We start from the raw sequence: 13,348 nt of genomic DNA, 5'->3' as shown, positions 1-13,348 counted from the left end.
ATTGACGCAGTCGCAAAGGCAGGCTACTGTCTCGACTCCGAAGAGGTATCTAGCTCTGGACTCTGATGGCTGATTCATCACCAACACTCTCCATTCATCCATTGCTGCAAACCCCCTCTGCTCACTGGCAGGCAATGGTACGCCTCTACCGCGCCGTTACCCTGGGCGGACTGTTGCTGGCCGCGCTGCCGCTGGCCCTCGATAGTCCGCAGCCAGCCGGTCCGGCTGGCCTCATCAGCCTGCTGGTAATCGCCGCGCTACTGCTGCAGGCGCCGCTGCTGGTCATCAACGCCTTCCGTCGTCGGCTGCTTCGGCAAGTATCCGCCGTGATCGCCACCGTACCGGGTCACCCGGTTCAACTGCAGACGGAAACCACCGCCCGCGAGCTCGTTGTCCGCCTGGTCGAGCATCACGATAACGAATCCAAAGAATCGATCCGCATCCGCTGTGACCAGGTCGTTGGCGACAGCGTGCCGCCGACCAATATCGCGGTGGCCGCCATGCAGTATCGCGTCGATCCGGAAACGTCGGCGACAGCAGCTCCGGCCAGGTTCGCCATTGTCTGGGATCGAGGCGTGCTGTGGGGGCAAGCGCCCGATGCGCTGCGCGACCGGTGCAACAGGTGGCTCGGTGTGGCGGTCGTGGTGCTGGTTCTCGAAGGCATCCTTGCGGTCACTGCTGCGACATACTGGAACGACTATCGTACCCTGTCGGCCGAGTGGCAACGGGCCGAGGCCACGCGCGCCTGGCCCGTGACCGAAGGACAGCTACGCAGCATTCGCCTCAACGAAACCCGGGTGAGTGTCGGGCGCGGCTGGCGCCCAGCATGGGTGGCCGAGATCCATTACCGCTATCGCGTCGGCAATATCGTCCATGCTGGCGACGTCATCCGCCTGGGCATGCGCCCGAACCGCGACAAGGCAGCGGTCGAGCAGCGGCTGGAGGCGTATTCAATGCAGCTGCAGGGTGGCGGCACGGTGGCCGTTTTTCACGATCCGCAGGCGCCCGGCAATGCCGTCCTGGAAACGGGAGCAGACCCAGCGCTCGCCACCCTCCTTGGCGACGCGCTTGCCGGCGTCTGGATCTGCGTCATTCTCGGCTTGCTGGTGCTGACGGGCCTGCCGCTGGGGATTCTCTGGCTGACCCTTCGGGCAAGATCAGGAGGCGAACCAGGGCAACCGCATGGCTGACCTGCCAAAGGGCCCCGCGAGGCTGACCAGCGTCGTCGATTACCATGCTGTCGGCAGCGTGTTGCGGGAGGTGCTTTTTCCGCCGATGACTGTCGGAATATTCCTGACCCGGGCTGGCCGCGTGCTGCTGGGGCTGGCGGCCTGGATGGTCACTGCCCTGGCCATCGCCCTGGCCCTGATGAGATTCGATGTCGCGCGCACGACGGCAGGTACGCTCGGCGTGCTTGCACCGGTGATCATCGTGATCGTGCTCAACGGCTTGGGTATCTTCAATCGCCGTGGGGCCGGCGCAAAGCATCTCCGACAATTTCAGGAATGGCTTGCGGCCGTCGCCAGCCGGGGCATCGGCCTGGATGCCGCCCACATCGTTGCAGCGCATGTCGATGCTGACCAGGTGCTGCAGCTGCAGGTCAGCGACGCCTGGCTGCAGCAAGCGACGGACAAGCGGCTGCGCGATCTGTCGCAGTGGTACTATCTGTGGAACTGGAGCCTCGCCAGCCACGAGGGCACAAGCGCTGTGCGTATTGCCCTGCGTGACGCGTCCGGCCAGGCGGTTGGCGGTACCGGACCGCAGGGTGGCGATGAGGTGTGGCTCTCTGTTCTGGCTCGGCAGAGCGCCGACCTGGCGCGGTGACCATCAGCCAACGCCAATCATGCCCCGGAGGTCTTCCCGATGACTCGTTTCAGTCTACGCATACAACTTCTGCTGGTGACCCTTGCCCTGGCTACCGGCTTCCTGGTTTTCGGCGTCTGGACCTGGCATACGATCAACCAGACCAAGGTCGGTGGCCCGAACTACAATCGCATCGTCCTCTACAAGGATCTGGTCGCGGACATCCTCCCGCCACCCAACTACATCATCGAATCCTACCTCACCGCGCTGCAGATCGTCGACCCCGACCGGGTGGACGAACGTGCCGCACTGATTGGCAAGTTGCAGCAACTGCGACAGGACTACGACGGGCGTCACAGGTTCTGGTCCGGACAGCAATTGCCCGAAGGCATCAAGACCCGTTTCCTGAACGATGCACATGCGCCGGCGATGCGATTTTTTGAAATTGCCGACAAGGAGTTCGTTCCTGCCGTCCAGTCTGGTGACGCGACGACGGCGCGCACGTCCCTGAACAAACTCGCGACGCACTATGCTGAACATCGCAAGGCCATCGATGACGTGGTTTCCCTGAGCACCCGGGAACAAACAGAGGTCGAGACTGGCACGGCCGCCACCACCCAATCCGACCTGCGCGTGTTGCTGCTGGTGTTTGTCTTGAGTGCTACGCTCGCCGCCGCCGCCAACTACTTCTTTGGCAAATCGCTGCTGGCGGGCATCAGGGAGGCGAGCCAGCATTTGGGCAATATCGCCAGCGGTGCGCTCGACCAGCAAGCACAAGCCAGCGAGCGCGCCGATGAAATCGGTGACCTGCTGCGTTCCCTCGACACCACGACCAGCAACCTGCGGCGGACAGTCGGGGAAATTCGTGCCGCGGCCCAGACGGTCAGCGCTTCTGCCGCGCAGCTCTCATCGACGATCGCCACGGTCGCCGACAGCGCGCGCGTTCAGAGTGCGTCGGTCAGTGCCATGGTGTCCACTGTGGAACAGATGTCGAGCGGCATCTCGGTGATGGCCGCACAATCCGATGCGGCAAAGATCAAGGTTCAGCAGGCTGGGGAACGCTGCGATCAGGGCAGCGCCGAAATCACCAGCACGACGCGGGTGGTCGAGCACCTCGCGAGCGATGTTCAAGGCACCGCGGATTCGATGCTGTCACTCGGTGAACATTCCCGTGAGATTTCCAGCATCGTTGGCGTGATTCGCGAGATCGCCGACCAGACCAATCTGCTTGCCCTGAACGCGGCCATCGAAGCGGCCCGCGCTGGCGAACAGGGGCGAGGCTTTGCGGTCGTCGCCGACGAGGTGAGAAAACTCGCCGAACGTACCGCCCAATCGACCGACCGCATCACGGCGATGATCACCCAGGTCCAGTCAGGGATCGAGAGCGCCATCGATGCAATGGGTGCGGGATCGGAAAAGGCACGCGAAAGCATTCACTCCGTCCAGGCGACCAAGGCGACGATGGACGCCATTGCCGCCGAAACCGGCATGCTGGTCAGCCATATTCAGCAGATTGCCCAAGGACTCGGCGCGCAAAGCCAAAGCAGTGGCGAAATTGCCGCTGCGGTCGCAAGTATCGCAACCGGATCCCAGGAGAACAGTTCGGCCGCCGCGCAGGTGTCCGCTACGGCGACCGATCTCGCCACGACAGCGCATCGCCTGCGTGCAGCAGCCGAGTTCTTTCGCATTTAACGGTCATGATCTAGAGCAGCCCTATGGAACTCGCGGGAAAACGTATCGTCCTTGGCGTCAGCGGTGGCATTGCGGCCTACAAGGCAGCTGAACTGGTCCGCCTGCTGCTCAGGGAAGGCGCCTCGGTGCAGGTGGTGATGAGCGAAGCGGCGACGCACTTTGTCACGCCGGTCACATTCCAGGCACTCTCCGGCAAGCCGGTGTTTACCGATCAGTGGGATCCGCGAGTAGCCAACAACATGGCTCACATCGACCTGTCGCGGGAAGCCGACGCGCTGCTGGTCGCACCCGCCTCGGCTGACTTTCTCGCCAAAGTGGCCAATGGACTGGCCGATGACCTGTTGACCACTCTGGTCCTGGCACGCGACTGCCGACTTCTGGTTGCTCCGGCAATGAACCGCCAGATGTGGGAAAACCCGGCGACTGGTCGCAACATTGCCAGCCTGCGCGCCGATGGCGTGGACATCCTCGGTCCGGCCTGTGGCGATCAGGCTTGTGGTGAGACCGGGCTGGGGCGGATGCTCGAAGCGGAAGACATCCTTGCCGAGATGATTGCCCACTTTCAGCCGAAGTGGCTCGCCGGCAAGCACGTGCTGCTGACCGCGGGGCCGACCTTCGAGGCAATCGACCCGGTACGGGGAATTACCAACCTGTCGACCGGGAAAATGGGCTATGCCATTGCCCGCGCCGCCCGCGAAGCGGGTGCACAGGTGACCCTGGTTTCCGGCCCGGTCAGCCTGTCCTGCCCGCAGGGAGTCCGCCGCATCGAGGTCAGCAGTGCCCTGCAGATGCACGCCGCGGTGCACCAACAGGTCGCCGGCAATGACGTCTTCATCGCAGTCGCCGCAGTCGCCGATTACCGTCCCGCCAGACCCATCGCGCAAAAGATCAAAAAGGGCGAACAGGCGACGCCGCCGTCGATCGAATTGGTGCAGAACCCGGACATTCTTGCCGAGGTCGCTGCGCTGCGCGCACCACCGCTCTGCGTGGGTTTTGCTGCCGAGAGCGAGAACCTGCACGAATATGCGGAAAGCAAACGGCGTAGCAAGAAAATTCCGCTGCTCGTCGGTAACCTGATTGCCGACGGCTTTGGCGGCGACGACAGCAAGCTGATTCTCTTTGACGATGACGGCCAACACCCGCTGGCACCGGCACCCAAGCTGCAGCTCGCACGCCAGCTCGTAACCCGCATTGCCGCCCTGCTCGAGAAACGCCAATGACCAGCCGGGACCTGCGGGTAGACGTCAAGCTGCTCGACTCCCGACTGCGTGACCATCCGCCGCATTATGCCACCCCCGGCTCGGCCGGACTTGACCTGCGAGCGTGCATCGATACTCCAGTAGAAATCCAGCCGGGCGAAACGCTGCTGATTCCGACCGGTATCGCAATCCATCTTGCCGATCCGGGGCTGGCCGCGATGATCCTGCCACGCTCTGGCCTCGGCCACAAACATGGCATCGTTTTGGGCAACCTGGTCGGACTGATCGACTCCGACTATCAGGGAGAGATCATGGTCTCGACCTGGAACCGCGGCAAGGAAGCCTTTACGCTCTGTCCGCTCGATCGCCTGGCGCAACTGGTGGTGGTGCCGGTGTTGCAGATGGATTTCAAGGTCGTCGAGGAATTCCCGGCCAGCCCGCGCGGTGACGGCGGTTTCGGAAGCACAGGGCATAGCTGAGCCCAGTGCTCAGCAAAAGCGCGGCGCCCGGTATCACTGTACTTGCTGAGCACGCTCTTCCCCGCTCTTCCCCGCTCTTCCCCGCTCTTGGCGCTTGCTGGCCAGGCCCCCAATGCATTGGTAATGCCAAAAAAAAGCGCGGCTCGTTGGAACCGCGCTAAATCCACACCAAAGGAGGAGGGTGGAGGAGACAGGGGAAGCAGGCTGGAAGTGCTTGACTGGCCTAACTGCAAAGTGATTACGTTGAAGAGATTATGGATCATCCTACGCTGAACTTCAAGTATTTTTTGTGCGCTGCGCCATTTTTTTTCCCGGCCGGGTTCGCTGGATGTCTCTTTAAATTGAAATTATTTATGTTCAATAGTTTGGTGTTAGATTAGTACATTGATTCCATATTTCATAACTGATAATGGCAGTATTTAAGCGCCAGCTCCCGTAGAATTGTTGCGATGCAACAGCAATTTTGCCGGGCTCTGCGGCAACACTTCCAGCTACAATCGATGTCCGCGGCGAAAGTTCAGCGCCCGTTCATTGGTCGCCGACGACCACAGGGTCGGATTTGCTTGTCGAGGTCTGACGCTTGGTCATTTGGTCATGCCCGTCTGGAAAAGGAGCAACGCATGGAATGCAAGGTAAGGTGGACCGGCGACGGGATGTCTTTTGTCGCTGAAACGGGGAGCAACCACACCGTGGTGATGGATGGGGCTCCCGAGGCCGGTGGGCGGAACCTGGCGCCGCGACCGATGGAATTGTTGCTTGCCGGAACGGGGGGATGTAGCGCGTTCGACGTTGTCCTGATTCTGAGGAAGGGGCGTCACGCAGTGACCGGATGTGAAGTCGTCCTGCAGGCTGAGCGTGCAGAGGCCGAGCCAAGAGTCTTTACCCGCATCCATTTCCATTTTCGCGTGAGTGGGAAGCAACTGAAACCGGAAGCGGTTGCGCGTGCCATCGAGTTATCGAAGGACAAGTACTGCTCTGCCTCGATCATGCTCGGCAAAACCGCCGAGATCACACACGACTTCGAGATTGTCGATGCTTAAATGTAGTACGCGGTACGAGTCATCGTTCGCGACGCCAGTTTCATGAGCAGGATGGTCGGCGTCGGCAATTCACGTGCGCCAAGGCGCACGGCGGTTTCGGCGTGCGCGATCTCGTCGAGCCGCATCTGCGTCACGATCGCGCGTGACCGGATGTCCTGGCTCGGCAACTCGCTCAGGTGATGGTCCAGGTGTGCTTCGACCTGTCTTTCGGTCTCGGCGAGAAATCCCAGGCTCCAGGGGTCGCCCAGCTTGCCGGCGGCTATTCCGATACCCAGCGCACCAAGGTACCAGAGCGGGTTCAACAGGCTTGGGCGTTCTCCGAGTTCAACCAGGCGGCGCTCGGTCCAGGCCAGATGTTCGGTTTCCTCGTCTGCCGCTTTCGCCAGTGCTTGCCGAAGGGTCTGATCGTCGCAGCTCAGTGCCTGACCCTGGTACAGTGCCTGTGCGCAGACCTCACCGACGTGGTTGATGCGCATCAGGGCGCCAGCATGGGCACGCTCGCGGTCAGACAATTCGGCTTCCGGCGCCTTGCTCCCCGGCATTTCGCGAGTGGTCTGTGCCGGCGCAAAAAGCGTGCGCAAGGCCTTGTCAAATTCGATGACAAATCGGTCGGTAATCATCAGCAGCCTCTGCCGTCGCGGTTCAAGTGCAGCAATGATCGATACTAGCGGCGCATCATCGATGGGTGGCCACCACGGCGCAGCGCCTCGCGGACTTCGTCAACATTGCGAATGGTGATGCCAACAGGGCAGAAAAAATCGGTATACAGCTCGGCGTGGTGTCGATTGAGCGAGTTGTCCACGATTTTTACCCACTGATCGCCGCGCGCCTTTGACCATGTCCTGTCCGAGCGGCCAAGGGCATAAATCCGACGTTCGGCAGTCGCACAGTTGATTGCCTCGAAGCTCACATTCTGGGCGCCGGAAGGACTGACGATCACCAAAGTGTAGCGAAAGATGCCGTCGCTGCTGATGCTCAGCGATTCGCTGTCAATCATGAACTGGTTGTCGGTCATCGCACTGACCGCAAAAGGGATCAGCTTGTCCGGTTGCGGAAACGCGGGCAATTGCAGCTCGCCCGGTATCTCGCGCTTTTCCTCGAAATCACGCGGAGCACTGGCCGACCAGCCTGCCGAAGGAAGCACCGCAGCTACCACCCCAAGCCAGCCTGCAAACATTCCGATCGACAAGCGTCGGCGGGTTCGCGGGCGCTTCTGCAGCGCTTCCAAAGAACGATTCATTCCTCGTTTACGATTTCAGCGGGCGCAGGATCCTGGCCATGCGGGGAGGCATGGCGCCCACGACGGTGATCCGAATTGAGAAAACGGGCGAGTTCATTCAAGGCCTGCTCATAGACCCGGCGCTTGAACTCGATCACCGCGTCAAGCGAGACCCAGTAGGTGTTCCAACGCCAGGCATCAAATTCGGGATGATCGCAGGAGCGCAGGGAAACATCGCAGTCACGCCCAACGAGACGAAGCAAAAACCAGATCTGTTTTTGCCCTCGGTAACTGCCACGCCATTCGCGTCTTACCCAGTGCGTCGGCACTTCGTAACGCAACCAGTCCTTGGTCCGACCGAGAATATACACGTGCTCGGGCAGCAAGCCGATTTCTTCATGCAACTCCCGGTACATCGCCTGTTCGGGTGTTTCGCCCCGCTTGATGCCACCTTGCGGAAACTGCCATGAATGTTCTCGGATACGCTTGCCCCAGAAGACCTCGTTCCTGGCGTTACAAAGAATGATGCCGACGTTCGGGCGATAGCCTTCACGGTCAAGCATTTCTAGAACCTGCAAATTGATTAGTTAAAGTATTTTTCCATACTTTGCTGCGCTTGCAAAGCATGGCGTAGCCCTTGGGCCAAGGCCGGCCCATCACTTTGCCGCAGCTGTCGCTCACCTTGCCCGGCAACACCGCCTCTTTGTACAATGATTGGCATCGCGGTTTGGCCATCCGTCTAGTAGAATCGCGGCTTCTTTCCTGTCCAAGCCATTGCCATGCGCACTTCCAGGTTTTTCCTGTCAACGCTCAAAGAAGCACCCTCTGATGCTGAAGTCATCAGTCACCAGCTGATGCTGCGCGCCGGGATGATCAAACGGCTGGCGGGCGGGATCTACACCTGGATGCCACTCGGGCTGCGCGTGCTGCGCAAGGTGGAGAAGATCATCCGTGAAGAGATGAATGGCGCTGGGGCGATCGAGTTGTCGATGCCGGCAGTGCAGCCAGCAGAACTGTGGCAGGAGTCCGGGCGCTGGGAGAAGTATGGTCCCGAACTGCTGCGCTGCAAGGATCGGCACCAGCGCGATTTCGTCATTGGTCCGACGCACGAAGAGGTGATTACCGATGTCGTACGCAAGGAGGTGAAGAGCTACCGCCAGTTGCCCGTGCACTTCTACCAGGTACAGGTCAAGTTTCGCGACGAAATCCGGCCGCGTTTCGGTGTCATGCGCGGCCGCGAATTCCTGATGAAAGACGGGTACTCGTTCCACAGCAGTTTCGATGACCTGCAGCGCGAATACCGCAACATGTTCGACACCTATACGCGGATATTCACTCGTCTCGGACTGAAGTTCCGTGCCGTCGCTGCCGACACCGGCTCGATCGGCGGCACCGGATCGCACGAGTTTCACGTCCTGGCGGATTCCGGCGAGGACGCACTGGCGTATTGTCCGGATTCGGATTTTGCTGCCAACGTCGAGCTGGCCGAGGCCCTGGCCCCGTCGGAGGGGCGCGCTGCGGCGGCTGCCGACCTGCAGAAGGTCGCCACACCGGGCCGTATCACCTGTGAGGAGGTCGCCGCATTCCTCGATATTCCGGTAACCCGGATGGTCAAGGCGATCGCCATCGTATGGAATGGCAAGGCCGAAGGTTTCGCTGGGCTTGCGTTGATTCTGCTGCGTGGAGACCATCATCTGAACGAACTCAAGGCTCAGAAGACCATCGGCGAGTTCCGCTTCGCGCGCGACGACGAGATCATCGCCGCTCTCGGCTGTCCGCCCGGCTACATTGGTCCCGTCGGTATAGCCAACATACCGGTCTTCGCCGATCGCAGTGTGGCGGTGATGAGCGACTTCGTTTGCGGCGCCAATGCAAAGGGTTTCCATCTTGTCGGCGTCAACTTCGTTCGCGATCTGGTCGACCCGATGCTGGTCGGCGATTTTCGGGATGTCGTCGCCGGTGACCGGTCTCCGGACGGCCGGGGTAGGATCGAACTGTGTCGTGGCATTGAAGTGGGGCATATTTTCCAGTTGCGCAGCAAGTACGCCGAGGCACTCAAATGCAGCTTCCTCGACGAATGCGGTCAGAGCCGGTTCATGGAAATGGGTTGTTACGGCATTGGCGTGACCCGCGTCGTCGGGGCGGCCATCGAGCAGGGGCATGATCAACGTGGCATCATTTTCCCGGCGGCGATCGCTCCGTTCCAGGTGTGCATCGTTCCCATGGCTTATGCCAAGAGCGATGCGGTGAGGGCGGCAGCCGACGCCTTGTACGCCGAACTGACGCACGCCGGCATCGACGTTCTGCTCGACGACCGCGACGAGCGTCCAGGCGTGATGTTCGCCGAAATGGAACTGATCGGCATTCCACACCGCGTGCTTGTCGGTGAACGCGGACTCGCAGCAGGAAAGTTCGAATACAAGGGGCGGATCGACGCCGAATCGCAGCTGCTGCCGATGACCGAGATTCGCCAGTTCCTGCAGGACCGCCTGTGCGCTGCGTAGCGGCACTGTTCGCGCTGCTGCTGTCACTGGCTGTACACGCCGGAGCGCAGAAGTATGAACCCCTCTCGGCGAGTGTGCAGTCGGCACTGTCGAGAACGGTCTCGGACCGGGCGCCGCCGAGAAGTTCCTTTCAGGACTCGATGGATGCGATCGACTGGTTGACCGAGATGTCAGGCAGGCTTGAAAAACGCATCCCTGACCGTGAAGCACGTTTCGAATTCCTGCGTTCGGTGCACTACGAAGCAACGCGCGCGGGTCTCGATCCCCAACTGGTGCTCGGCCTGATCCATGTCGAAAGCGGTTTCAAGAAATACGCGGTATCAAGCGCTGGTGCGCGGGGTTTCATGCAGGTGATGCCGTTCTGGATCAAGATCGTCGGAAGCGGCGACGACAACCTCTTTCACTTGCGCACCAATCTGCGTTACGGGTGTACCATTCTTCGTCACTATCTCGACATCGAGCGCGGCGACCTTTACCGCGCGCTGGGCCGTTACAATGGCAGTCTCGGCCAGCCCGCATACCCGAACATGGTACGCATGGCCTGGCAGAACCAGTGGTCCTACGCGAAGAGCAAGCTGGCTCTGCGTTGACTTTGCTGAGCAGGGGTTGCCCCGGCATCATCGCATCCCCGGTAACATCCCCTTGATGCCACGCATCAGCTGCGCCATGCCTCCTCTGGAGAACTGCTTCATCATTTTCTGTGCCTGCTCGAACTGTTTGAGCAGACGGTTGACCTCTTGCACCTGAACCCCGGCACCCAGAGCAATGCGGCGCTTGCGCGCGGCCTTGAGCAACTCGGGCCGGCAGCGCTCGGTAGGGGTCATCGAATTGATGATGCCTTCAATTCTCGCGACCGCTTTCTCCTCTCCGCCTGCCGGTAGCTGACCGGCCCCCTGCGAGAATTGCGCCGGCAGTTTCTCGATCATCGAAGACAGGCCGCCCATCTTGCGCATCTGGCCGATCTGGTCCTTGAAATCGTTGAGATCAAAGCCCTTGCCTGACTTCAGCTTCTTCGCGAAATCAAGCGCCTTTTCCTCGTCGATGCCCTTCTGCGCATCCTCGATCAGCGACAGCACGTCGCCCATGCCGAGGATTCGCGAAGCCATCCGCTCCGGGTGAAAGGCTTCGAGTCCCGTCAGTTTTTCGCCGACCCCGGCAAACTTGATCGGTTGGCCGGTGACGTGCCGAACCGAAAGTGCGGCACCGCCGCGTGCGTCGCCATCGAGCTTGGTGAGAATGATGCCGGTCAGCGGTAGCGCATCGCTGAACGCCCGCGCGGTATGGATGGCATCCTGACCGAGCATCGCATCGACGACGAACAGGGTTTCGATGGGTCTGGTGGCGGCGTGAATTTCGGCGATTTCCTTCATCATCGCCTCGTCGATTGCCAGGCGACCGGCGGTATCCACGAGCAGGACATCGTGATAGTGCCGCTTTGCCCAGTCGACCGCCTGGCGCGCGATATCGACCGGCTGGTCAGTCGTCGCCGAGGGAAAGAAATCGGCGCCCGCCTGTGCGGCAACCGTTTTCAACTGCTCGATCGCTGCTGGGCGGTAGACGTCGCAGGAAACCACGAGGACCTTCTTCCTTTGTGTCTCGCGCAACATCTTGGCAAGCTTGCCGACCGTAGTGGTTTTACCGGAGCCCTGCAGGCCGGCCATCAGGACGATCGCCGGCGGCTGGGTGGCCAGATTCAGCCCCGTATGAGCCTCGCCCATCAGCCTGGTGAGTTCGCGATGGACGACACCGACCAGTGCCTGTCCCGGGCTCAGCGAGCCGATCACTTCCTCGCCAACCGCCTTTTCCCGTACGGCGGCGATCAGAGCCTTGATTGCGGGCAAGGCGACGTCCGCCTCGAGCAAGGCGAGGCGAACCTCGCGCAAGGCATCGGCGATATTGGTTTCCGTCAGGCGCGCTTCGCCGCGCAGCGTCTTCATGACACGGGCAAGGCGTTGAGTCAGGTTGTCGAGCATTTGAATTCCGGCTTGGTGTAGACTTCAAGAATGTCAGACATTCTACTTCACCTTCTCCCGCACGTCCTTGCCTCGCTGCTCTACACCGCCCTCGGCATCCATTTCTGGCAGACGCGCTGGCGTGAAACCAGACAGCCACTGCTTACCCTGCCGATGCAGCCCTGGGAGCGCGCGGCCATCTTCGGCGCCCTGGCGGTGCAGGGCATTGGCCTGTACGCAGGGCTGTTCAGCGCGGGCGGCATGCGCTTCTCATTCAGTTTCGCGCTCTCCCTGATGCTCTGGCTGGCCGTCCTGATTTACTGGCTGGAGAGTTTTCGCTCACGTATGGACGGACTGCAGCCGATGGTCCTGCCACTCGCGGCGATCGCTGCCCTGGCGCCGGCACTGTTTCCTCAACTGCGGGAAGTGGCCAATGCCAATGCCTGGGGCTTTCAGCTTCATTTCCTGACGGCAATGCTCGCCTACAGTCTATTTACGCTGTCCGCACTGCACGCCGTGTTCATGGGTTTTGCCGAACGTAAGCTGCACCAGCGGGCGGTCACCAGAAGCCTGACCAGTCTGCCGCCGATCCTGACCATGGAAGCACTGTTGTTTCGCATGATTCTCGTCGCCTTCTGCCTGCTCACGGCCGCGCTGGTCAGCGGCGTCATGTTTTCCGAAGCTCTTTTTGGCAAGGCCATGGCTTTCGATCACAAGACCCTGTTTGCCTTTGCCTCGTGGGGAATCTTTGCCGCCCTGCTGGTCGGGCGTCGCGTGTATGGCTGGCGCGGCCGTGTCGCGCTACGCTGGACACTGGCCGGATTCATGGTGCTGTTGCTGGCGTACATCGGCAGCCGCTTTGTCGCCGAAGTCCTGCTCGGTCGACTCTGAAGCTGCTGCGTACGCGAGACCCGACGCTGGTCCGGTGTGGCGAAAGTCAGGCGGCTAGCGCCTGAGCGTTGTTCGCGAGTATCCCTTTCCAACAGAAAACTGAGTGCTCATCTAGCTAGCGTGGAACGACGCGTGCGTTCTCGCCGCTGCCTTCGACATACACTCGCTGGCCCTGGCGAAGACCCGGATTGACCGGCTGTGTCAGGGAAACCAACACGCCGTTGGCCACCCGGACAATAATTTGCTGGCCCTGGACAGGCTGCTCGTACTTTTTCTGGACTTCGTTGCCGACGAGAGCGCCTCCGACAGCACCGAGCACCATGGCCACATCGCGACCGGTGCCGCCACCGATCAGGCTGCCGATCCCGAGGCCGGCCACACCGCCGACAATCGCACCAACCCCCATATGGTGATTGCTCGGCAACTGCACCAGGGTGATCTGTTCGATCACCCCGCTGCGGATTTCCATCTGCTCCGGTTGCATCCCGGGTGCAGCACAGGCGGTCAGGAACAAGGCGAGGGCGAAAGCTGACAGGTACGACGAGATTTTCTGGAACATGGCGGACTCC

General features: G+C 61.0%; 14 protein-coding genes. 9 read left to right on the top strand and 5 right to left on the bottom strand.

Annotated features, from left to right (window positions below; all coding sequences use genetic code 11):
• The first annotated feature begins 134 nt into the window (after positions 1 to 134).
• From V5B59_RS12780 to V5B59_RS12755, 6 genes are all read left to right on the top strand, one after another.
• The gene (locus tag V5B59_RS12780) at positions 135 to 1,190 is read left to right on the top strand and encodes a DUF3592 domain-containing protein (protein ID WP_332351943.1); all 1,056 of its coding nucleotides are present in this window, start codon (positions 135 to 137) and stop codon (positions 1,188 to 1,190) included.
• On the top strand, positions 1,183 to 1,824 hold the full coding sequence (locus tag V5B59_RS12775; RefSeq protein WP_034911242.1) for a hypothetical protein: 642 nt from the start codon (positions 1,183 to 1,185) through the stop codon (positions 1,822 to 1,824). The genes V5B59_RS12780 and V5B59_RS12775 overlap by 8 nt, the downstream gene beginning before the upstream one ends.
• Before the next feature lie 39 nt (positions 1,825 to 1,863).
• Positions 1,864 to 3,495 carry a methyl-accepting chemotaxis protein gene (locus V5B59_RS12770; RefSeq protein WP_169069306.1) on the top strand — a complete coding sequence of 544 codons (1,632 nt, stop codon included), beginning with the start codon at positions 1,864 to 1,866 and terminating at the stop codon, positions 3,493 to 3,495.
• A gap of 23 nt (positions 3,496 to 3,518) precedes the next feature.
• Positions 3,519 to 4,715, top strand: coding sequence for a bifunctional phosphopantothenoylcysteine decarboxylase/phosphopantothenate--cysteine ligase CoaBC (gene coaBC, locus V5B59_RS12765; RefSeq protein ID WP_169069305.1), 1,197 nt, complete (start codon positions 3,519 to 3,521; stop codon positions 4,713 to 4,715).
• Entirely contained in the window at positions 4,712 to 5,173 is a 462-nt protein-coding gene (gene dut, locus V5B59_RS12760) for a dUTP diphosphatase (RefSeq protein WP_034911247.1), read from the top strand. Before coaBC ends, dut begins: the two co-directional genes overlap by 4 nt.
• A 620-nt stretch (positions 5,174 to 5,793) precedes the next feature.
• Positions 5,794 to 6,213: an OsmC family protein gene (locus tag V5B59_RS12755; RefSeq protein WP_034919130.1), complete on the top strand. Its 420-nt coding sequence runs from the start codon at positions 5,794 to 5,796 to the stop codon at positions 6,211 to 6,213.
• Here the strand turns inward: V5B59_RS12755 and coq7 are convergent.
• From coq7 to V5B59_RS12740, 3 genes are read right to left on the bottom strand one after another with little or no spacing between them, the layout of a single operon-like run.
• Positions 6,210 to 6,830, bottom strand: a complete 621-nt coding sequence (gene coq7, locus V5B59_RS12750) for a 2-polyprenyl-3-methyl-6-methoxy-1,4-benzoquinone monooxygenase (protein ID WP_034919136.1) — start codon at positions 6,828 to 6,830, stop codon at positions 6,210 to 6,212. The two genes, V5B59_RS12755 and coq7, sit on opposite strands and share 4 nt — an antisense overlap.
• Positions 6,831 to 6,877: 47 nt before the next feature.
• Positions 6,878 to 7,453, bottom strand: a complete 576-nt coding sequence (locus tag V5B59_RS12745) for a CNP1-like family protein (RefSeq protein WP_169069304.1) — start codon at positions 7,451 to 7,453, stop codon at positions 6,878 to 6,880.
• On the bottom strand, positions 7,450 to 7,995 hold the full coding sequence (locus V5B59_RS12740) for an RNA pyrophosphohydrolase (RefSeq protein WP_169069303.1): 546 nt from the start codon (positions 7,993 to 7,995) through the stop codon (positions 7,450 to 7,452). Before V5B59_RS12740 ends, V5B59_RS12745 begins: the two co-directional genes overlap by 4 nt.
• Before the next feature lie 216 nt (positions 7,996 to 8,211).
• Here V5B59_RS12740 and V5B59_RS12735 point away from each other — a divergent pair, with 216 nt between their 5' ends.
• Together V5B59_RS12735 and V5B59_RS12730 are read left to right on the top strand one after the other, a co-directional pair.
• Positions 8,212 to 9,936, top strand: a complete 1,725-nt coding sequence (locus V5B59_RS12735; protein ID WP_169069302.1) for a proline--tRNA ligase — start codon at positions 8,212 to 8,214, stop codon at positions 9,934 to 9,936.
• Positions 9,924 to 10,526: a lytic transglycosylase domain-containing protein gene (locus V5B59_RS12730; protein WP_034913497.1), complete on the top strand. Its 603-nt coding sequence runs from the start codon at positions 9,924 to 9,926 to the stop codon at positions 10,524 to 10,526. Before V5B59_RS12735 ends, V5B59_RS12730 begins: the two co-directional genes overlap by 13 nt.
• 27 nt (positions 10,527 to 10,553) lie before the next feature.
• On the opposite strand, the gene ffh is transcribed toward V5B59_RS12730, so the two are convergent.
• Positions 10,554 to 11,909, bottom strand: coding sequence for a signal recognition particle protein (ffh, locus tag V5B59_RS12725; RefSeq protein ID WP_169069301.1), 1,356 nt, complete (start codon positions 11,907 to 11,909; stop codon positions 10,554 to 10,556).
• Positions 11,910 to 11,939: 30 nt separating this feature from the next.
• On the opposite strand from ffh, the gene V5B59_RS12720 reads away from it, so the two are divergent.
• A complete protein-coding gene (locus V5B59_RS12720; protein ID WP_169069300.1) occupies positions 11,940 to 12,779 on the top strand; it encodes a cytochrome C assembly family protein in 840 nt (279 codons plus the stop codon).
• A gap of 115 nt (positions 12,780 to 12,894) precedes the next feature.
• Here V5B59_RS12720 and V5B59_RS12715 read toward each other — a convergent pair whose 3' ends face one another.
• Positions 12,895 to 13,338, bottom strand: a complete 444-nt coding sequence (locus V5B59_RS12715; RefSeq protein WP_034917794.1) for a glycine zipper 2TM domain-containing protein — start codon at positions 13,336 to 13,338, stop codon at positions 12,895 to 12,897.
• Positions 13,339 to 13,348 lie beyond the last annotated feature (10 nt).

Origin of the sequence: Candidatus Accumulibacter contiguus (assembly GCF_036625285.1) — a bacterium.
Lineage (GTDB): Bacteria > Pseudomonadota > Gammaproteobacteria > Burkholderiales > Rhodocyclaceae > Accumulibacter > Accumulibacter contiguus.
This window is presented reverse-complemented; position numbering and strand designations above follow the sequence as displayed.